Annotated in this window: 17 protein-coding genes and 1 tRNA gene; 12 read left to right on the top strand and 6 right to left on the bottom strand. The window is 71.4% G+C overall.

Annotated elements, in window-relative coordinates; translation table 11 throughout:
- Positions 1-8: 8 nt before the first annotated feature.
- Positions 9-962, bottom strand: coding sequence for an acyl-CoA desaturase (locus tag ACH35V_RS26680; protein WP_395976093.1), 954 nt, complete (start codon positions 960-962; stop codon positions 9-11).
- Between the two features lie 208 nt (positions 963-1,170).
- Between ACH35V_RS26680 and ACH35V_RS26675 the strand changes: the two genes are divergently transcribed.
- From ACH35V_RS26675 to ACH35V_RS26620, 12 genes are all read left to right on the top strand, one after another.
- Complete coding sequence (locus tag ACH35V_RS26675) at positions 1,171-2,067, top strand: ADP-ribosylglycohydrolase family protein (protein WP_395976091.1); 897 nt, start codon at positions 1,171-1,173, stop codon at positions 2,065-2,067.
- Positions 2,068-2,189: 122 nt separating this feature from the next.
- Positions 2,190-2,261: transfer RNA gene (locus tag ACH35V_RS26670), tRNA-Gln, on the top strand.
- A 175-nt stretch (positions 2,262-2,436) separates the two neighbouring features.
- The gene (gene glmU, locus ACH35V_RS26665; RefSeq protein WP_395976089.1) at positions 2,437-3,930 is read left to right on the top strand and encodes a bifunctional UDP-N-acetylglucosamine diphosphorylase/glucosamine-1-phosphate N-acetyltransferase GlmU; all 1,494 of its coding nucleotides are present in this window, start codon (positions 2,437-2,439) and stop codon (positions 3,928-3,930) included.
- A gap of 168 nt (positions 3,931-4,098) precedes the next feature.
- A complete protein-coding gene (locus tag ACH35V_RS26660) occupies positions 4,099-5,079 on the top strand; it encodes a ribose-phosphate diphosphokinase (RefSeq protein WP_395976087.1) in 981 nt (326 codons plus the stop codon).
- A 384-nt stretch (positions 5,080-5,463) separates the two neighbouring features.
- Complete coding sequence (locus ACH35V_RS26655) at positions 5,464-6,093, top strand: 50S ribosomal protein L25/general stress protein Ctc (protein WP_395976085.1); 630 nt, start codon at positions 5,464-5,466, stop codon at positions 6,091-6,093.
- A 161-nt stretch (positions 6,094-6,254) separates the two neighbouring features.
- Positions 6,255-6,830: an aminoacyl-tRNA hydrolase gene (gene pth, locus ACH35V_RS26650; protein ID WP_395976083.1), complete on the top strand. Its 576-nt coding sequence runs from the start codon at positions 6,255-6,257 to the stop codon at positions 6,828-6,830.
- Between the two features lie 292 nt (positions 6,831-7,122).
- Positions 7,123-8,598 (top strand): sugar transferase, encoded by a 1,476-nt coding sequence (locus tag ACH35V_RS26645; protein ID WP_395976081.1) that lies wholly within the window; start codon positions 7,123-7,125, stop codon positions 8,596-8,598.
- A 108-nt stretch (positions 8,599-8,706) separates the two neighbouring features.
- Positions 8,707-9,654 (top strand): 3'(2'),5'-bisphosphate nucleotidase CysQ, encoded by a 948-nt coding sequence (locus tag ACH35V_RS26640; protein WP_395976079.1) that lies wholly within the window; start codon positions 8,707-8,709, stop codon positions 9,652-9,654.
- A 179-nt stretch (positions 9,655-9,833) separates the two neighbouring features.
- Complete coding sequence (gene cysD, locus ACH35V_RS26635; protein ID WP_395976077.1) at positions 9,834-10,751, top strand: sulfate adenylyltransferase subunit CysD; 918 nt, start codon at positions 9,834-9,836, stop codon at positions 10,749-10,751.
- Between the two features lie 44 nt (positions 10,752-10,795).
- On the top strand, positions 10,796-12,058 hold the full coding sequence (locus tag ACH35V_RS26630) for a sulfate adenylyltransferase subunit 1 (RefSeq protein WP_395976075.1): 1,263 nt from the start codon (positions 10,796-10,798) through the stop codon (positions 12,056-12,058).
- Positions 12,058-13,026: a sulfotransferase gene (locus ACH35V_RS26625; protein ID WP_395976073.1), complete on the top strand. Its 969-nt coding sequence runs from the start codon at positions 12,058-12,060 to the stop codon at positions 13,024-13,026. The genes ACH35V_RS26630 and ACH35V_RS26625 overlap by 1 nt, the downstream gene beginning before the upstream one ends.
- 108 nt (positions 13,027-13,134) lie before the next feature.
- Complete coding sequence (locus ACH35V_RS26620; protein WP_395976071.1) at positions 13,135-14,334, top strand: hypothetical protein; 1,200 nt, start codon at positions 13,135-13,137, stop codon at positions 14,332-14,334.
- A gap of 56 nt (positions 14,335-14,390) precedes the next feature.
- Here ACH35V_RS26620 and ACH35V_RS26615 read toward each other — a convergent pair whose 3' ends face one another.
- From ACH35V_RS26615 to ACH35V_RS26595, 5 genes are read right to left on the bottom strand one after another with little or no spacing between them, the layout of a single operon-like run.
- On the bottom strand, positions 14,391-15,899 hold the full coding sequence (locus ACH35V_RS26615; protein WP_395976069.1) for a glycosyltransferase: 1,509 nt from the start codon (positions 15,897-15,899) through the stop codon (positions 14,391-14,393).
- Complete coding sequence (gene pssD, locus ACH35V_RS26610) at positions 15,896-16,360, bottom strand: PssD/Cps14F family polysaccharide biosynthesis glycosyltransferase (RefSeq protein ID WP_395976067.1); 465 nt, start codon at positions 16,358-16,360, stop codon at positions 15,896-15,898. The genes ACH35V_RS26615 and pssD overlap by 4 nt, the downstream gene beginning before the upstream one ends.
- Before the next feature lie 29 nt (positions 16,361-16,389).
- Positions 16,390-17,973, bottom strand: a complete 1,584-nt coding sequence (locus ACH35V_RS26605) for a lipopolysaccharide biosynthesis protein (RefSeq protein ID WP_395976065.1) — start codon at positions 17,971-17,973, stop codon at positions 16,390-16,392.
- Positions 17,974-17,984: 11 nt separating this feature from the next.
- On the bottom strand, positions 17,985-18,854 hold the full coding sequence (locus ACH35V_RS26600) for a sulfotransferase family protein (RefSeq protein ID WP_395976063.1): 870 nt from the start codon (positions 18,852-18,854) through the stop codon (positions 17,985-17,987).
- Entirely contained in the window at positions 18,851-19,870 is a 1,020-nt protein-coding gene (locus ACH35V_RS26595; RefSeq protein ID WP_395976061.1) for a hypothetical protein, read from the bottom strand. The genes ACH35V_RS26600 and ACH35V_RS26595 overlap by 4 nt, the downstream gene beginning before the upstream one ends.
- Between the last annotated feature and the right edge of the window lie 70 nt (positions 19,871-19,940).

The raw sequence follows: 19,940 nt of genomic DNA, 5'->3' as shown, positions 1-19,940 counted from the left end.
TGTGGCGCTCACACCGCCTGCTTGGTGCGTTTCGCGGCCAGCCTGTCATCGTTCGGCCACCGGACGTCATAGGCCCAGCCCGCCTTCTCGAACAGCCAGATGATCCGCGCGCTGATGTCGATCTGCCCCCTCAGCACCCCGTGCCGCGCGCACGTCGGGTCCGAATGGTGCAGGTTGTGCCACGACTCGCCCAGCGAGGGGATGGCGAGCCACCACACGTTGCGGGACTTGTCGCGGACCTCGAAGTCCTCCTTGCCGAACGTGTGGCAGATGGAGTTGATCGACCAGGTGACATGGTGGACGAGCGTGATCCGGACGAACCCCGCCCAGAACAGCGCCGTCAGGAACCCGGCCCACGACATCGAGACCATGCCGCCGATCAGCGCCGGGAGCAGGAACGACACCGCCACCAGCCCGGGGAACGCGAGATGGATGCGCCTGATGTCCGGGTCGTTGAGCAGGTCCTTGGCGAACCGGCGCTTGGACGTCCGGTCGCCGCCGAACAGCCACCCGTAGTGCGCCCACGCCAGCCCCTTCGTCAGCGCCTTCCAGTCGCTGCCGAAGCGCCACGGCGAGTGCGGGTCCATCTCCTTGTCGGAGTGCTTGTGGTGGCGCCGGTGGTCGGCGACCCACATGATCACGGGACCTTCGATCGCCAGGCTCCCGGCGATCGCCAGGAAGACCTTCAGCGGGCGTTTGGCCCGGAACGAGCCGTGCGTGAAGTGCCGGTGGTACCCGACCGTGACGCCGCCCGCGGACAGCACGTAGAACACCGCCATGAGGACGATGTCCGTCCAGCCGAGGAAGCTGCCCCAGGCCAGCGGGATCGCCGCGAACAGGGCCAGGAACGGAACGCCGGTGAACACCGCGACCAGCACTCGTTCGGCGTTCCCCTGGGGGACGGGCTCTGTCTCCGGGAGCTTCTGCGGGCGAGGCGGATCCACGGCCGGCGCTGTCGTCATTGCGTCACCACTCCCTGCGGCTTCGGGCGGTCTTGCCTACGGCGGGCCTCGGGGCCTTACCTACGCCAACGTAACCTACGGAACCGTAGGTTGGAACCTGGTCAACGGTAAATTAAGGGGGAAACTGCCCCAACAGGCAACAAAACACTCTTCTGCCTCTGTCGTCCGACTCCGCCCCTGTGTCCCGGACGCACGGAAGAATGGCGATATGCCCCTCACCCTGGACGAACGCGCGACGCTCGCCGAAGGTTCGCTCACCGGCCTCTCGGTCGGCGACGCGTTCGGAGACCAGTTCTTCCTCCTCGCGAACCGGGACGTCTCCGCGGAGACCGGCGTGCCGCCCGCCCCCTGGCCCTGGTCCGACGACACGGAGATGGCATGCTCCGTCCTGGACGTCCTACACCAAACCGGGCAAATCGATCAGGATGCGCTGGCGGCGGCGTTCGCCGCCCGGATGGACGTCGGCCGCGGGTACGGCGCCGGCGCGTACGAGCTGCTCACCGAGGTCCAGGGCGGCGAGTCCTGGCGGGCGGCGTCCCGGCGGCTCTTCGGCGGGCGGGGCTCCTACGGCAACGGGGCCGCGATGCGCGTCGCACCGCTCGGCGCCTTCTTCAGCGACGATCCGGCGCGCGCCGCGGAGCAGGCCGTGCTGTCCGCGGAGGTGACCCACGCCCACCCGGAAGGGATCGCCGGTGCGGTGGCAGTGGGCGCCGCGGCGGCCTACGTCGCGTCCCGGCGTGGACGGCCCGTCCCGCCCCAGGCGGTCATCGAGGCGGCCCTGGAGTGGACGACGATGGGGGAGTACGTGCGGCGAGGGCTGCGCCGTTCGCTTCGGCTGCTCGGAAAGACCCCTCTGGAAGCGGCCCGCGAACTGGGGAACGGCAGCCGGGTCTCTGCGCAGGACACCGTCCCGTACGCGCTGTGGGCCGCCGCCACCCGGCTGACCGACTTCGAGGCGGCCGTCCGCGCCTGCGCGATGGTCGGCGGCGACATGGACACCACGGCCGCGATGGCCGGCGGAATCGTGGCCGCGCACCTCGGGCCCGAGGCCGTCCCCGCCTCTTGGCTGGCCGCCCGCGAGCCCCTTCCGGCCTGGCTCGCCTGACGGCCGGTCGAGCGTGTCCGCCCGCCGCGCGGGGGCCGCCGGTAATCGATGTGGGCGCCGACTCCGCGACCGGTATCGTTGGTCCCGGCAAGTGATCTCCAGCGGGGAAATGTCCCGTTTGATCCGGCGTGGTGTAATTGGCAGCACCTGGGTTTTTGGTACCCATAGTTCAGGTTCGAGTCCTGGCGCCGGAGCTGTTGAGAATGTCCGGGACATGCCACCGGTGCGGCCGCGGGTGGGCGGCGGGGTGACAGGTGGGGAGCGGGCGGTATCCTGCCCGTGTCGGGTGCGTCCGGCCTGGTGGACAGGGATGTCGCGGGGTGGACGCGCTCGCGACCGATCCCGTCCGCGATGCCGAGGAGCCTCCTTGTGAGTGCTGCGAGCCGCCCGGCCGCCGTCATCGTTCTCGCCGCGGGCGAGGGCACCAGGATGAAGTCCCGTACCTCGAAGGTGCTGCACGAGCTGTGCGGGCGAAGCATGCTCGGCCATGTGCTGGCCGCCGCCCGCGAGCTGGAGCCCGAGCGGCTCGTCGTGGTCGTCGGGCACCGGCGCGAGCAGGTCGTCGAGCACCTCGCCGAGGCCGCGCCGGACGCCGAGCCGGCCGTCCAGGACCAGCGGAACGGGACGGGCCACGCCGTCCGGATGGCGCTGGAGCAGACCGGCGCGCTCGACGGGACCGTGGTCGTCCTGAACGGCGACGTCCCGCTGCTGCGGGGCGAGACCCTCACGGCGCTCGTCCGGACGCATGAGGACGAGGGCAACGCGGCGACCGTCCTGACGGCCGAGATGCCCGACGCGACCGGCTACGGCCGGATGATCCGGGCCGCGGACGGCAGCGTCGCGTCGATCGTCGAGCACAAGGACGCGACCGGCGAGCAGCGCGCCATCAACGAGATCAACGTCGGCATGTACGCCTTCGACGGCGCCCTGCTGGCGGACGCCCTCAAGCGCGTCACGACCGACAACGCCAAGGGCGAGGAGTACCTCACCGACGTGGTCGCGATCGTGCGCGGCGACGGCCACCGCGCGGGCGCGCACCTGGCCGCCGACTGGGTCGAGACGCAGGGCGTGAACGACAAGGTCCAGCTCGCGCAGGCGCGCAGGCAGCTGAACGACCGGATCCTCGAAGCGCACATGCGGGCCGGCGTCACGATCGTCGACCCCGCGACGACCTGGATCGACGTGCACGTGACCGCCGAGCGGGACGCGGAGGTCCACCCGGGCACGCAGCTGCACGGCCAGACGCACCTGGGCGAGGGCGCCAGCGTCGGGCCCGGCTGCACGCTCACGGACACGCGCGTCGGCGACGGCGCGTCCGTGATCAACGCGGTGTGCGTCGAGGCGGAGATCGGCCCGGAGGCGACGGTCGGGCCGTACGCCTACCTGCGGCCGGGGACGCGGCTGGCCCGCAAGGGCAAGATCGGCACCTTCGTCGAGACGAAGAACGCCGACATCGGCGAGGGCACGAAGGTGCCGCACCTGACCTACGTCGGCGACGCGGAGATCGGCGAGCACTCCAACATCGGCGCGAGCTCGGTGTTCGTGAACTACGACGGCGTGCGCAAGCACCGCAGCGTCATCGGGTCCCATGTGAAGACGGGCAGCGACAACATGTTCGTCGCGCCGGTGACGGTGGGCGACGGCGCCTACACGGCCGCCGGCTCGGTGATCGTCCACGACGTCCCGCCGGGCGCGATGGCGGTCGCGCGGGCGCGGCAGCGCAACGTCGAGGGCTGGGTCGAGCGGAAGCGCGCGGGAACGCCCGCCGCCGACGCCGCCCGCCGGGCCCGGAAGGCGCAAGCAGCGGACGAGGCGCAAGAGGCGGACGAGGCCCGAGAGGCCCATGAGGAGGACGCGCCGTAACCCCGGCGCGTCCGGCGAAGACTGCCCCGCCCCATGGCGGGGAGGCGGAGGACAGCGGCGTTCTCCGCGAACAACTAGGCAACCCGTGCCCCGGACTCTTGTGGTGCGCGGGGAGTGGGGACAACAACCCACGTGAAGGCATATTCCATTGAGGGGGAGTTGTCAGAGGTGAGTGGGATCAAAGCGAGCGGCCAGAAGAAGCTGATGCTCTTCACCGGCCGAGCCCACCCGGACCTGGCCAAGGAAGTAGCCGACAACCTCCACGTCGACCTCACGCCGACGTCCGCGTACGACTTCGCGAACGGCGAGACGTTCGTGCGGTTCCTGGAGTCCGTCCGCGGCTCCGACGCCTTCGTGATCCAGAGCCACACCGCGCCCATCAACCAGTGGATCATGGAGCAGCTGATCATGGTGGACGCGCTGAAGCGCGCGTCGGCCAAGCGGATCACCGTGGTGGCGCCGTTCTTCGGGTACGCGCGGCAGGACAAGAAGCACCGCGGCCGTGAGCCGATCTCGGCCCGGCTGATGGCGGACCTGTTCAAGACCGCCGGGGCCGACCGGCTGATCACGGTCGACCTGCACACGGCGCAGATCCAGGGCTTCTTCAACGGCCCGGTCGACCACCTGTTCGCGCTCGACCTGCTGGCCCACCATTTCGAGAGCCGTCTTGACACCTCGCAGGTGACGGTGGTGGCGCCGGACGCGGGCCGGGTGCGGGTGACCGAGCGCTGGTCGGACCGGCTGGGCGGCGTCCCGATGGCGATCATCCACAAGAAGCGCGACCCGGACGTGGCGAACGAAGTGAAGGTGTTCGACGTCGTCGGCGAGGTCGAGGGCCGCACCTGCGTCGTGGTGGACGACATGATCGACACCGGCGGGACGATCGTGAAGGCCGCCGACGCCCTGTTCGACCACGGCGCCAGCCGGGTCGTGGTCGCCGCCACGCACGGCGTCCTGTCGGGCCCGGCGGTCGACCGTTTGAAGAACTCGCGCGTCTCTGAAGTCGTGTTGACGAACACCCTGCCGATCCCGGAGGAGAAGCAGTTCGACAAGCTGACCGTCCTGCCCATCGCCCCACTGATCGCCCGCGCGATCAACGAGGTCTTCTCCGACGGCTCCGTCACGAGCTTGTTCGGCGGCCATAGCTGACGACGACCTCGACCATCACCGCAACCACGCAACGATCTGACCAGTTGCGATCGCGTCCGAAGGCAGGTTTCGAGCTTGCGAGAAACCTGATCGCGCAGCGAGCCGCCAGGCGAGCCGGAGCGATGCAGCGATCGCGCGCAGTGCTCGACGATGGAGGGCGCCCAGCGCCCGAAGGAGGAGAGCACTGCAATGAACACGCTAGACTTGGCCAACCCGCGCTTGCCTCAGGTCGTTCAGTGCGTGCCGGTTAGGTTCCGCGCTCCCTGGGTAACGCAAAGAGTCTTTGATTCGCCCGCCCCCGGTAGGCGTGCGAGGATCGCTACTGTCCGTAGCGGACGTCCGATGGCGGACGGCCGTGGATCGCAACAATGAGGAGTTTTCGCCGTGTCCGAGGTACGCATCGCCGCCGAGCCGCGCACCGAGTTCGGTAAGGGTGCCGCGCGGCGCACCCGCCGGGCCGGCAGGGTGCCCGCCGTGCTCTACGGTCACGGCACCGACCCGCAGCACATCTCGCTGCCGGGCCACGACCTGATGCTGGCGCTCAAGACCCCGAACGTGCTGCTGACGATCGAGGGCGTCGGCGACGGCGCCGAGCTGGCGCTGCCGAAGGACGTGCAGCGCGACCCGGTCAAGGGGTTCCTGGAGCACGTCGACCTGCTGCTGGTCAAGCGCGGCGAGAAGGTCGTCGTCGACCTGCCCGTCGTCCTGACCGGCGACGTGATCCCGGGCGGCCAGATCGCGCAGACCGTGGTGGAGATCTCCGTCGAGACGGAGGCCACGCACATCCCCGAGTCCGTCGAGCTGGACATCAGCGGCCTGGAGATCGACAGCCAGGTGCTGGCCAAGGACCTGAAGCTGCCGTCCGGCACCACGCTGGTCGCCGACGACGACATCCTGATCGTCCAGATCCGCGACGCGAGCGTGTCCACCGAGCCGGAGGTCGAGGCCGAGGCCGAGGCCGCCGAGGGCGAGGGCGAGGGCGGCGCCGCCGAGGGCGAGTCCGCCTCCGAGTGACGTCCGCCTCCGTTTGACGGAGGCGGCTAGGCGCGCCGGGTGGCCGGCCGCTTTTCAAAGCTGCATTTCACGGCCCCCGCGGGTGTGCGCACCGGCGGGGGCCGTGCTCGTTGTCGGGTGGGCTCCCGCTGTCCCAGCGGGCTCGTGGTGGAGGAGTTCGGGTGAGCGCGGATCTCTGGCTGGTGGCCGGCCTGGGCAATCCCGGGCCGTCGTACGCGAAGAACAGGCACAACGCCGGGTTCATGGTGCTGGACGTCCTGGCCGCGCGGGCCGGTGGGCGGTTCAAGTCGCACCGGGCGCGGGCGGACGTGCTGGAGGGACGGCTGGCGGGCGCGCGGGCGGTGCTGGCGAAGCCGCGGTCGTTCATGAACGAGTCGGGCGGCCCGGTGAAGGGGCTGTGCGACTTCTACAAGGCGCCGGCGGAGCGGCTGATCGTCGTCCATGACGAGCTGGACATCCCGTTCGGCGCGGTGCGGCTCAAGCTGGGCGGCGGTGACAACGGCCACAACGGGCTGCGGTCGGTCACGCGGTCGCTCGGGACGCGCGAGTACCTGCGGGTGCGGTTCGGGGTGGGCAGGCCGCCCGGGCGGATGGACGCGGCGGCGTTCGTTCTGAAGGACTTCTCGGCGGCCGAGCGCAAGGACCTCGACCTCGACGTGGACCGGGCGGCGGACGCGGTGGAGGCGCTGATCGCCGACGGTCTGGGCGCGGCGCAGAACGTCTTCCACGCGGGCTGAGCCGGCGGTCCGGGGGCTCAATCGGCCTGACCGGATCCGGCCACAGAGCGGGACCGCAAGATCACCATACGGGACGACCCCATGCTCCGGGGCGGGTTTCGCCGCACGTCCGGCAGGGTTTGCCGGTGTTGCCGCAGTGATGTACGCGTTTGTCCGCTGACCACGGTAAAGCGGACGTAGGATGCTGCTCGAATGTGGTTCATGATGCTTGTGAACCTCACGCGACGTTCAGCCGTCTTCGGTGTGAATCGCGCTGACGGGGCGCGCGTTACAGGGGATTGGTGAGTGGTTTATGGCCGTCGTTGACAAGGTGCAGGCCGAGTCATCGATCAGCCATGAGCAGCGGCGAGCGACCTTCCAGAGCTGGAGCGGAGTGTACCGGCGTGTCGCCGGATATCTCGATTTCCTCAGCATGCTCCTGGCCGGTGTGATCGCTTTCGTGCTCCGGTTCCCCGGAGTGCCGACCGACCCCACGGTGCCGTATGTGGCGCTAACGGTGGCGCTGCCCATGGTGTGGGTGCCGACGCTGATGATGTGCCGGGCCTACCAGCCGAGGTACATCGGCGTCGGCTACGAGGAGTTCCACCGCGTGCTGCGGGCCGGGTTCATCCTCACGGCCGCGCTGGCGATCATCGCGTACGCCACCAAGACGGAGGTGGCCCGCGGCTACGTGGTGATGGCGATGCCGCTCGGCACGATCCTCAACGTGTTCGCGCGGTACCGGCTCCGCAAGTGGCTGCACCGCAAGCGCTGGAACGGCGAGTGCATGCGCCGCGTGGTCGCGGTGGGGCACCGCACGTCCGTCGCCGACCTGATCCGGGTGCTGCAGCAGAAGCGCTACCACGGGATGGACATCGCGGCCGTGTGCCTGCCGCCCGCGCTGGCCGCGGGCGACGACGCGGTGAGCGAGGTCGAGGGCGTGCCGGTGCTGGGCGACTTCAGCCAGGCCGCCGCGGTCGCCGACCGGATCGGCGCCGACTCGGTGGCGGTGCTGGCCTGCCCGGAGATGGACGGGACGGCGCTGCGACGGCTGGCCTGGCAGATCGAGCGCGACGACGTCGAGCTGGTGGTCGCGCCCGCGCTGATGGACGTGACCGGCCCCCGCATCTCGATCAGGCCGGTGGCGGGGCTGCCGCTGCTGCACGTGGAGCACCCCGAGCTGGACGGCGGCCGGAAGATCCTCAAGGGCGCGTTCGACCGGACGGCGGCGCTGGGCGGGCTGGTCCTGATGAGCCCGCTGCTGCTGGCCGTCGCGCTCCTGATCAAGGTGACCAGCGCGGGCCCGGTGATGTTCCGGCAGGTCCGGGTGGGCCGCGGCGGCCGCGAGTTCACCGTGCTGAAGTTCCGCACGATGGTGCGGGACGCCGAGGCCCGCAAGATCGAGCTGATGCAGCACAACGAGAACGACGGCGTGCTCTTCAAGATCCGCGCCGACCCGCGGGTGACCCGGATGGGACGCTGGCTGCGCCGGTACTCGCTGGACGAGCTGCCCCAGCTGTTCAACGTCCTGCGCGGCGACATGTCGCTGGTCGGGCCGCGTCCGCCGCTGCCGGAGGAGGTCGCCCAGTACGGCGGCGACGTGTACCGGCGGCTGGTGGTCAAGCCGGGGCTGACGGGCCTGTGGCAGGTGAGCGGCCGCTCCGACCTGACCTGGGAGGAGTCGGTCCGGCTCGACCTGCGGTACGTCGACAACTGGACGCTCGCCCTCGACCTGCAGATCATGTGGAAGACCTGGTCCGCGGTCTTCCGCGGCTCCGGCGCGTACTGAACTACTGAGCGCCCATTTCGGCATCGTCCACCCTGCCGCGGGGCGGCATTCTGGACGCATGAGAAAGTTGACCGAGCAACTCGGCCGAGTCGGGAATGTGATCGAGGGATGACGGTGGAAGCGGCGGCGGACGACCACGCGCTGGCGGCGGAACTGGCCGCCGAGGCGGGACGGCTGCTGCTGGACGTCCGGGACGAGCAGGGCTTCGCCGACGCGCGGGCCCTGAAGGACACGGGCGACCTGCGGGCGCACGAGTACCTCATGGCGGCGCTGGCGGAGCGCTGTCCCGGCGACGCCGTCCTGTCCGAGGAGGGCCGCTCGGCCGTCGCGGGGAAGCGGGCGGGCGGCGACGACCGCGCCCCGACCCGCAACACGTCCGACGCGGAGCGGCGCACGGCCGACCGGGTGTGGATCGTCGACCCGCTGGACGGCACCCGCGAGTTCTCCGAGGAGGGCCGCCGCGACTGGGCCGTCCACGTGGCGCTGTGGCGGCGCGACCCGGCCGGCGGCGGCCGGCTCGTGGCGGGGGCGGTGGCGCTCCCGGCGCAGGGCCTGACCCTCCGGACGGACGCGACCGGCGGCGCCTCCCTCGTCCGGATCGACCCCGGCGAGCCCGACCCGGTGACCGCCGGGAGGGACGCGTCCCGCAGGGGGCAGCCGCGCGAGGTCCCGCTGCACGTCCCGGCGCCGGACGCGGGCAAGCTCCGCATCGCCGTCAGCCGCACCCGCCCGCCCGAATTCGTCCGGGTCCTGGCGGAAAGCCTTGATCTAGATGTCGAGCTGGTGCCGATCGGGTCGGCGGGGGCGAAGATCTCCGCGGTCCTGCTCGGCGAGGTCGACGCGTACGTGCACGCGGGCGGCCAGTACGAGTGGGACTCGGCGGCGCCGGCGGCGGTGGCGCTCGCCGCGGGGGCCCACGCGTCCCGGGTGGACGGGGCGCCGCTGGAGTACAACCGGGAGGACCCCCGGCTGCCGGATATCCTGGTGTGCCACCCCGTGTCGGCGCCGACGCTGCTGACCGGCATCCGGGACGTGTCCGGCGCCCTGCCCGACTGATCCGCACGCCGGGCCCGTCCTGCGGAACCGCCTTGCGGAACCGTCCTGCGGGACCGTCCCGACAGGCCGCCGGCCTGGCGGGATTGATCAGCGGCGGGCCGGTGTTCGACCCGGTGTGGCCGTCCGTCCCGTCGGCCACCGGTGCATCTGCCACAACAGCGTGAAAAGAGCCCTACACCATGCAGCGTTGCGACTATCTGCTGTCACAGTTGGACGTCCTTGAGGCCGAGTCGATCCACATCTTCCGGGAGGTGGCGGCCGAGTTCGAGCGGCCGGTGCTGCTGTTCTCGGGCGGCAAGGACAGCATCGTGATGCTGCGGCTGGCGCAGAAGGCGTTCTGGCCTGCGCCGATCCCGTTCCCGGTGATGCACGTCGACACCGGGCACAACTTCCCCGAGGTGATCGAGTTCCGCGACCGCAGGGTCGCCGATCTTGGCATCCGGCTGGTGGTGGCGTCCGTGCAGGCGTCGATCGACAGCGGCCGGGTGGTGGAGGAGAAGGGGCGCCGCGCGTCCCGGAACCGGCTGCAGACGACGTCGCTGCTGGACGCCATCGAGGAGAACCGGTTCGACGCGGCTTTCGGCGGGGCGCGCCGGGACGAGGAGAAGGCCCGGGCGAAGGAGCGGGTGGTGTCGTTCCGGGACGAGTTCGGGCAGTGGGATCCGAAGAACCAGCGTCCTGAGCTGTGGAACCTGTTCAACACCAAGATCGTCCAGGGTGAGCATGTGCGGGTGTTCCCGCTGTCGAACTGGACGGAGCTGGACATCTGGGACTATGTCCGCCGGGAGGAGTTGGAGCTCCCGCCGATCTACTTCGCGCACAACCGCCGCGTGTTCGAGCGGGACGGCCTGTTGCTGGACGCGGAGACCGGGTTCGCCAACCGCGGCGACGACGAGCCCGAGTTCGAGGCGACCGTCCGGTACCGGACGGTCGGCGACGCGTCCTGCACCGGCGCGGTGAAGTCGTCCGCCGCGACGCTGGACGAGGTGATCGAGGAGATCGCGGCCACGCGGATCACCGAGCGCGGCCAGACCCGCGCCGACGACCGCACCAGCGAGGCCGCCATGGAGGACCGCAAGAAGGAGGGCTACTTCTAATGGCCGGTATCGAGCCCGCGCAGCGGTCTTCCACGGGAAAGAGCATGGATCTCCTGCGGTTCGCCACCGCCGGCAGCGTCGACGACGGCAAGTCCACGCTGATCGGCCGGCTGCTTTTCGACTCCAAGTCGATCTTCGAGGACCAGCTGGAGTCGGTGGAGAAGACCAGCGCCGACCGCGGCGAGGAGTACACGAACCTGGCGCTGCTGACCGACGGCCTGCGCGCCGAGCGGGAGCAGGGCATCACGATCGACGTGGCGTACCGCTACTTCGCGACGCCGCGCCGCAAGTTCATCATCGCCGACACCCCGGGCCATATTCAGTACACGCGGAACATGGTGACGGGCGCGTCGACCGCCGACCTGGCGATCATCCTGGTGGACGCCCGCAAGGGCATCCTGGAGCAGTCGCGGCGGCACGCGTTCCTGACCACGCTGCTGCAGGTCCCGCACCTCGTCGTGGCGATCAACAAGATGGACCTGGTCGACTACGACCAGGGCGTCTACGAGCGGATCGTGGACGAGTTCACCGCGTTCGCCTCCAAGCTGGAGGTGACGGACATGACGTTCATCCCGATCTCGGCGCTGCACGGCGACAACGTCGTCCAGCGGAGCGTGAACACGCCGTGGTACGAGGGGTCGTCGCTGCTGCACCACCTGGAGCACGTGCACATCGCGTCCGACCGGAACCTGATCGACGTGCGGTTCCCGGTGCAGTACGTGATCCGGCCGCACGCGTCCACCGACCCGGAGCTGCACGACTACCGCGGCTACGCGGGGCAGGTCGCGGGCGGCGTGCTCAAGCCCGGCGACGAGGTGGTGCACCTGCCGTCCGGGCTGACCACGACGATCACGCACATCGACGGGCCGCGCGGGCCGGTCGAGGAGGCGTACGCGCCGATGTCGGTCACGCTGCGCCTCGCCGACGACATCGACATCTCCCGCGGCGACATGATCGCCCGTCCGCACAACCGGCCGGAGGTCGCGCAGGACATCGACGCGATGGTCTGCTGGATGACCCCCGACCGCACCCTCGGCCCGCGCACCAAGCTGATCATCAAGCACACGACGCGCACGGCGCGGGCGCTGGTGAAGGACCTGCACTACCGCCTGGACGTCAACACGCTGCACCGCGACGACCAGGCCGCGGCCCTGGAGCTGAACGAGATCGGCCGCGTCTCCCTCCGCGTCACGCAGCCGCTGTTCGTCGACGACTACGGCCGCAACCGCCTCACCGGCGGCTTCATCCTCATCGACGAGGCCACCAACAACACCGTCGGCGCCGGCATGATCACCGGCGCCCGGTAGTGGCGCGCGCGGACGAGGGCGCGGAGCCGGTCCGGGTCCTGTTCATCGGCGGGCTCGGGCGCAGCGGCTCGACGTTGCTGGAGCGGATCCTGGGCGAGCTGGACGGCGCGTTCGCGATGGGCGAGGTCGTCCACCTGTGGCAGCGCGGCGTCGTGGACGGCGAGCGCTGCGGCTGCGGCGAGCCGTTCCACGACTGCGGGCTGTGGCGGAAGGCGGGGGAGAGGGCGTTCGGCGGCTGGCCGTCGTTCGACGTCACCGGCTTCCTGGACGTGAAGGCGTCGGCGGACCGCACCCGGTACATCCCGTCCCTCGCCCGCGCCCGCCTGGCCGACGACCTGCGCGGACGCGTCGAGAAGCACAACGCCGTCTACGCCCGGCTGTACGGCGCCGTCCGCGAGGTGAGCGGCGCCAGGGTGCTGATCGACTCCAGCAAGTCGGCGTCGCTGGCGCACTGCCTGCGGTGGAGCCCGGAGATCGACCTGCGGATCGTCCACGTCGTCCGGGACCCGCGCGCCGTGGCCCACTCGTGGGCGAAGACGGTGCGGCGGCCGGAGGCGGTCGGCGAGACGGCGGAGGGCGAGTTCATGGCGCGCTGGTCGCCGGGGAAGACCGCGCTGCACTGGGACGCCCAGAACTTCGGGTTCGACCTGCTGGCCCGTGCCGGTGTCCCGACGCTGCGCGTCCGCTACGAGGACTTCGCCGCCGCGCCCGCCGACACCGTCCGCGGCATCGCCGGATTCGCCGGGCTTGAGGACGCCGAACCGCCGTTCACCGACCCGGCGGCGGTGGAGCTGAGCGCCAACCACCAGGTCGCGGGCAACCCGATGCGGTTCCGCACCGGACGGGTCGAGCTGCGGGCGGACGAGGCGTGGCGCGAGGCGACGCGTCCCGCGCACCGCGCGCTGGTCACGGCCGTGACGATGCCGATGCTCGGCCGCTACGGCTACCGCCGCCGCCCCGGCGGCTGATTGCACCGCCCCGGCGGCTGCCCCGCCGGGCCGCCCGCGCTTGTGTCTGAGTTGTCCGGATGTGGCCTGGGATGCCCTGGAGGTCGCGGTACGGCTAGGTTTCTCGCTGTGCGACGTCCACCCGAGGGTTCCAGCCGTTCCCGGCGGAGGCGCCGCCGTGCCGCGCTGGCCGTGACAGCGGCGAGCGTCATGGCCGCGTCCGGCGCCGCCTACGTGCTCCACGACGGGCGCGGCGTGGCCGACGCCCGCCCCGCCGCCGACGCCCAGGCGCCGTCCCCGTCGGTCGGGACGCCCACGTCCCGGCCCGCGCCGAAGGCCGCCCCGGACGGCGGCACCGATGCCGCCGCCCGGGAGTCCTACTCGCCGCGGCCACGCCCGACGGGCGCCGGCGACTGCGTCCTCGGCGCGAACCTCGTGCCGCGCTGCGGCGTCCTGTGGGGCGACAGCCCCGGCATCGACCCGCTGCACGTGCTGGAGGCCAAGCTCGGCCGCCGGTTCGACCTGGTGCACTTCTGGCACGGCGTCGACCAGACCACGGTGCCGAGCCGCGAGGCCAAGCGGCTGGCCGCGCAGGGGCGCATCCTGCACGTCAACATCGCGTCCCGTGCCTTCGCCGGCTCCGGGTCGGCCCGGTGGAGCGACGTCGCCGCCGGACGCTGGGACGCCGCGCTCACCAAGCAGGCCCGCGGCGTCGCCGCCTTCGGCGAGCCGATCTTCCTGACGTTCGACCACGAGCCCGACACCAAAGAGAAGGCGCGCACGCGCGGCACCCCGGCCGACTTCGCGCGCGCCTGGCGCCGCGTCCACGACATCTACGAGCGCAACGGCGCGACCAACGCCGTCTGGGCGTGGGTCCTCACCGGCTACTCCGGCAACTTCCCGCGCGCGGCGGGCTTCTACCCGGGCAACCGGTACGTCGACTGGATCGGCTGGGAGAACTACCTCGGCACGCTCTGCGACGGCCGCGTCTGGGAGAACCGCCGGTTCCGGACGTTCGAGCAGACCTTCAAGCCGTTCTACGACTGGCTCAAGAAGGACGGCGTGAAGGCGGGCATCGACCCGCGCAAGCCGTACATGCTGAACGGCATGGCGTCCGTGCGGTTCGCCGACCCGGCGCTTTCGGTCCGCTGGTACCAGCAGCTCCCGGCGGCGCTGGCGCGGTACCCGCAGATCAAGGCCGTCCAGCTCTGGCAGCCGCCCAAGGGCATGGTGTGCCCGTACCGGCTGCTGGACAGGCCCGCCGAGGTCGCGGCCCTCGCGAAGGCGGGCCGCGCCCCGTACACCACCAAGTTCAGCCTTACCGGCTGACCCGCGTCAGACTCCCCGCCCCCGGCCGGTCCTAGACGCCGCGTCCGCGACCGGTCCTAGACGCCGCGTCCGCGGCGGTGCAGGAAGCGGACGATGCGGTCGGCGCCGACCAGGCGGCAGGCGATCGCGACGGCCAGGTAGGCGCGCGGCTCCCGCCAGTTCGCCCGGACGGTCCGGCGCACCCAGCGCAGCGCGGCACGGCGGCGGCCCGACGCCGCCTCCGCGAACGCGATCTGCCCGGCGATCCGCCCGTACCCGGCGGGCATCAGGCGGAACTCGGGAAAGCGCTCCAGCAGCCAGGCCAGGGCCTCGGCGATGACCTGCCACCGCTGCGCGAAATACGACCGCTTGTGCCACAGCACCTCGACGTGCACGTCCTGGACGTTGACGATCGGCGCGTCCCGCGCGGCGCGCAGCAGGAACTCGTAGTCCTCGCCGTGGCTGCCGGGGACCTCCTCGCTGACCAGGCCGATCCGCTCGATCAGCACGTCCCTGCGGAGCAGGAACGTCGAGGGGTGCAGCTCGGTGAGGCGGGAACGCAGCAGGTCGGTGAACGTGACCTCGCCGCGGTCGAGCGTCCGGTCGACCTTCGTCTCGTCGTACAGCACGCGGATGCCGCAGCACGCCAGGCCCGCGCCCGGCGCGTCCCGCAGCGCCGCGACCTGCGCGGTCAGCTTGCCGGGCAGCCACCGGTCGTCGTCGTCGCAGAACGCGACGAGCTCGCTCGCGGCGGCGAGGATGCCGGAGTTCCGCGCCCCGGCGAGGCCGGGCGCCCGGGCGTTGGACATGACCGACACCCGCCGGCCCGGCTTGTCGAGGACGAGCGTGCCGTCGATCTCGCTCTGGTCGTGGACGACGAGGACGTGGACGTCGCCGGGATAGTCCTGGGCGAGGATCGAGTCGAGCGCGACGCGCAGCAGCTCCGGCCGGTCGCGGGTCGCGACGATGACGGTCACGCCCGGGAACTCCTCCGGCTCGCGGTCGTCCCCGGGTCGTTCCGGCTCGGCGACGGCCTCGCCGGACGTTTCGGCGGGCGTTTTGGCGCGCACGTTCATCAGGGTGTCGATCAGCGAGCCGGTCCGCTGGACGGCCGCCGCCTGGACGGCCCCGGAGTCGCCCTCGGCCAGCAGGAACGCGTCCGGGTCGTCGAGGAGCCGGTCGAGCTGCGTGCGCAGGTCCTTCTCGGTGGCGCAGGCGGCGACGAGGCCCTTCTCCTCGATCCGCCGCAGGAAGTCGATCTGGTGGCCGTCCACGATCTCGTCCAGGGACGGGTCGCGCGGCACGATGACCGGCAGGCGGCCGAGGCGGCGCGCCTCCCCGATCGTGGACGCGCCCGCGTGCGTCACCACCGCCGACGCCCGCCCCATCAGGTCCAGCAGCTCGACATGGTCGAGGAAGTCGCGGGCCTCGGCGTGCTCGGGCGCGCGGGACGCGCCGTGCTGGACGACGCAGCGGACCCGGCCGCGTCCCAGCTCGTCGAACCAGCGGTCCACCCACTCGATCAGCCGGTCGAAGCGGTGGTGGTCGGTGCCGACGGTCACGAGCACCAGCGGAAGATCGTTCACAGCAGGTTCCCCACGACGACGGAGTTCGGGTAGAAGCGGCGCTGCTCGTCCCACTGGACGAGGAAGAGCGACGCGAAGGGGCGGCACAGCCGTCCGGTGAGGGTCGGGGAGTCGATGCGGTCGTACACCTCGATGTACACCGACGGGATCCGCATCAGCTTGGCCAGGACGAAGAACGGGAGCGCGACCCCGGCGCCCGTGGAGACGACGACGTCCGGCCGCGACTTGCGGAGCAGCCGCCAGGCGAGCCGGGTGTTGCGGAGCAGGTTGGGGATGTTGCGGGTGGTGGGCTGGTACGCCCAGGACACCTGCTCGCCGTCCAGCAGCGACTCCGCGTGCCGGGACTCGAACGTCACCCAGGAGCGCTCATGCGGACGCCACCAGGGTTCGAGGGCCAGCAGCTGCGTCAGATGGCCGCCCGCGGACCCGATCAGCAGGACCTGTCTTCCAGTCGGTGGCATGGGACTCCTTCACGGGCATGGGGTGGGGGTCAAGCGTGAGTCGGTCTAGAAGGGGCGGCGCGTCGGCGGATGCGGCGGATCTCGTCTAGGCGCAGGACGTCGCGGCGCAGCAGGCAGCCCGCGCCGTAGAGGCAGGCGCCGGCGAACGTGGCGATGAGGAGGGGCAGGAGACCGTCCAGCAGGAGCCGCGTGGTCAGCGGCAGGACGCCGAAGCCGAACCCGGCGAGCGCCGCGGCGGTGAGCGTCCCGCGCCCGAACGGATGCAGCCGCAGCACGTGCGCGATCTGCGCCAGCGGGATGACGTTCTTGACGAACAGCGCGATCGCCCAGCCGGCCGCCGCGCCGGTGATCCCGAGCCACGGGATCAGCAGCAGGTCGGCCACGATGTTGACGGTCATCGCGGTGACGATGTTCGCGAGGTTCCAGGTCGTCTTGCCCGCCATGATCAGCACGGTGTCGACCTGGCCGCAGATCGTCGCGAACAGCATGGTCAGCGACAGGATCAGCACCACGTCGGCGCCCTCCTCGTACCCGCCGCCGAAGAGCTGCAGCGAGTAGGGCGCGAACGTGGCGAACACCAGGTAGACCGGCCAGGTGAGCAGGACGAGCCAGCACGTCGCCGTCTGGTAGAGCGACCGTGCCCCGGCCATGTCGCCGCGCGACAGGACCGCGCTGAGCTGCGGCTGCACCGCCTGCCCGAGGGCCTGGTTGCCGATCTGCCCCACCACGACGTAGCGGGTGGCCGCCGTGTACACGGCGGCCTGCACGGGGCCGAGCATGGCCGCGACCAGGACGATGTCGAACCGCTGCAGCACGATCTGCGCCACCGACGCGATGGCGCGCGGCGCCGTGTACCGCCAGAACTCGCCCGCCGTCCCGCCGTGCGCGGCCTCTTCGCTCGGCTTTTCCGACGCCTCCGCCGCGGGTTCGAGGGGCTGGACGGGGCGGCGCATCAGGCGCCGCAGCAGCAGGACGGCGATCACCGCGGTCACGATGTAGGGGCCCGCCCAGGCCGCGCCCAGCAGCGACGTCGCGCCGAACAGCGCGAGACCCGCCAGCAGCGACAGCTGCAGACCCTGCCGGGCGATGTTCTCGACCAGTGCCGTCGGGCGCATGGAGCGGTACCCGCGCGTGGCCGCGAGCGCCGCGTCGGACACGACCGCAGCCGGCAGGAACAGCGCGAGGGCGCGCAGGTAGCGGGCGCCGTCGTCGGCGGGGCCGTCCACCGCGGCCTCCGCGATCCACGGCGCGGCCGCGTACAGCACGGCGGCGATGACGATCGCCGCGACGACCGTCGGACCGAACGCCGCGCGGACGTAGGCCGCGACGCGGTGCCCGAGGCCGAGCGCTCGCGTCCGCGCGATGAAGTAGACGAGCCCGACGTCCGTGCCGAGCCGTGCGAGCGCCAGGCCCATCAGGAAGACGGTGGTGGCGGCGAAGAAGACGCCCGCCTCCTCCTTGCTGAACCCGCGCGTCAGCACCACCACGGACAGGAACTGGGCGACGGCGGCGAACCCGGCGCCCATGAAGTTCAGGACCCCGCCGCGCGCCAGCGCCCGCAGGTCGGCCGTCCCGCGTGTGGGGGTCGTGGTCGTTTCAGATGCCGTGTCCATACGTGCAGGTGTCATCGCCAGGACGGCGGTTTCCCGAGCCAGCCGGCGAGGCGCTCGTCCTCGGGGAGGAAATAGTCCGACAGTTCCCGGCGCACCGCGTCCGAGAGCTTCGACGCGCGGGGCGCCGCGTTGTGCCGCTCGAACGCCGGGTACTGCCCGCCGGGCAGGCCGAGGAACGTCAGCACGCCGTCGTAGACGCTCTCGGGGCTCGTCGCCAGATCCTGGTTGTCGATGACGTGGATGCGCTCCCGTCCGACGAGGCCCTCCAGCCGTTCGAGCTGCTCGGCGTACCGCCCGCGGGCCCGGTAGGCGTGATGCTGGACGGCGAAGCTCAGATACGACGGATCGGCGACCATTTTGGCGATCTCGCCGTCCAGCCGTTCCTCCTCCAGTTCCAGCGCCCGCTCGAACGGCTCGGACTCGAACCCGCGCCGCACCTCCTGGGCGTGCGCCGAAAAGGCACGCTCCACCGGGTCCCGGACCATCACGATCAATTTCACGCCCGGCAGATCCCGCGCGATCCTTTCCGGGGCGAGCGGATGGAACATGTAGAAAGGGCTGGCCTCGAAAGTCTGCGGCCGCACTCCGACGCGGCGCTCCACCAGACGGGCGGTCGCCTTCAGCGGGAAATGCGCGCGGTACCAAGGAAAACCGCGCTCGTAGGCCATGTCGAAGTAGTGCACGCCCTTGTCCATCCGGTCCCGCAGGACGGCCGGATGCGCGCGCAGGTAGCGGAACAGCGACGTGGTGCCGCCCCGCTGCGCCCCGACGATGAGGAAGTCGGGGACCATCCGCGCCTCGTGGGTGAGGCGCCCCACGGCCCGCACGCTCCTGCGGACCGTCTGCTTGGCGGATCCCGTCAGCGCCTGGGAACCGGTCACGGCCGCCTCCTTCCGTCAGGGTTGAAATAGGACGACTGGGCGAGCTCGCGGAACGCGCGCATCGATTCCGGATAGCCGCGCAGCGAGTAGTACATGGTCGTCTTCTTGTTGTGCCTGTGGTTCTTGTCGTAGTAGGCGAGCGCCTTCACCTGCGGCTGCCGCCGGATGTAGTCGCCGAACGAGCGCAGCCATTCGGCGCGCGCGCCGCCCTGCTCCTCGGCGCCGTACTCGCCGATGACGACGGGTTTGTCGTGGTTCTTCGCCCATGTCAGGAACGAGCCGAAGATCTGCTCGGGCGTGCGCAGCGCCGGGTAGGCGTAGCCGTCGGCGCAGATCCAGTCGACCTGGCCGTCCCCCGGGTAGTAGGCGGGGGCGCGGCCGGCGTCGAAGCCCTCGACCGTGGGGCACCACACCCAGCCGACGTTGGACGCGCCCTCGTCGTGGAAGATCCCCCGGATGCGCCGCCACGCGGCGATGTACTGCTTCGGGGAGCCGATCTCCTTCTGCAGGTTCGGCCGGTCCATCTCGCCGCGCCACGCCAGCAGGACGGGCCTGCCGAGCTGCTTCACGGCGCGGGCGCGCTCGCGGATCAGGCCGTCCTCGCGTCCCTCGACGATCGACTCGGTGGCGGTGCCGCCCCAGCCGATCATCATCACCCGGCCCTCCGCGGCGAACTTCTGGTCGACGTCCCGCGGGAACGGCTTGTCCCACGGGTAGTAGCTGCGGACGAGGTCCAGCGGCCCGCCGATCCGCCGGTCGAAGTCGGTGACCGCGTCGATCTGGCCCTGCTGGGTGTGGTCGCCGCCCTTCGGGTCGACGTACGCGCCGAACCAGGCGCCTTTCCCGGGCGGACGCGGCCCGCCCGCCGGATAGGAGTCGAGCTCCCGCACGGTGGCCGGGTCGTCCTCGCGGGCGGCCCAGGCCAGCCCCCCGACGGCCGCCAGCACGACGGCCGCCGCGCCCGCGACGACTCCCAGCGCCCGCGGGCGCTGGGACGTCCCGCGGCGCTTCGGCACGTTCCCGTCCGGGCTCCCGCCGGGCCTGCCAGGCCCTACGGGTCCGGCGGGTCCGGCGAGTCCGCCCGGT

The organism is Actinomadura sp. 1N219 (assembly GCF_044326405.1).
Lineage (GTDB): Bacteria > Actinomycetota > Actinomycetes > Streptosporangiales > Streptosporangiaceae > Spirillospora.
This window is presented reverse-complemented; position numbering and strand designations above follow the sequence as displayed.

What these genes read in the sequence shown, in the direction of transcription:
- ACH35V_RS26680 (WP_395976093.1), bottom strand. Translation starts at nt 962, where the DNA reads ATGACGACAGCGCCGGCCGTGGATCCGCCTCGCCCGCAGAAGCTCCCG.
- ACH35V_RS26675 (WP_395976091.1), top strand. Translation starts at nt 1,171, where the DNA reads ATGCCCCTCACCCTGGACGAACGCGCGACGCTCGCCGAAGGTTCGCTC.
- ACH35V_RS26645 (WP_395976081.1), top strand. Translation starts at nt 7,123, where the DNA reads ATGGCCGTCGTTGACAAGGTGCAGGCCGAGTCATCGATCAGCCATGAG.
- ACH35V_RS26640 (WP_395976079.1), top strand. Translation starts at nt 8,707, where the DNA reads ATGACGGTGGAAGCGGCGGCGGACGACCACGCGCTGGCGGCGGAACTG.
- cysD (WP_395976077.1), top strand. Translation starts at nt 9,834, where the DNA reads ATGCAGCGTTGCGACTATCTGCTGTCACAGTTGGACGTCCTTGAGGCC.
- ACH35V_RS26630 (WP_395976075.1), top strand. Translation starts at nt 10,796, where the DNA reads ATGGATCTCCTGCGGTTCGCCACCGCCGGCAGCGTCGACGACGGCAAG.
- pssD (WP_395976067.1), bottom strand. Translation starts at nt 16,360, where the DNA reads ATGCCACCGACTGGAAGACAGGTCCTGCTGATCGGGTCCGCGGGCGGC.
- ACH35V_RS26605 (WP_395976065.1), bottom strand. Translation starts at nt 17,973, where the DNA reads ATGGACACGGCATCTGAAACGACCACGACCCCCACACGCGGGACGGCC.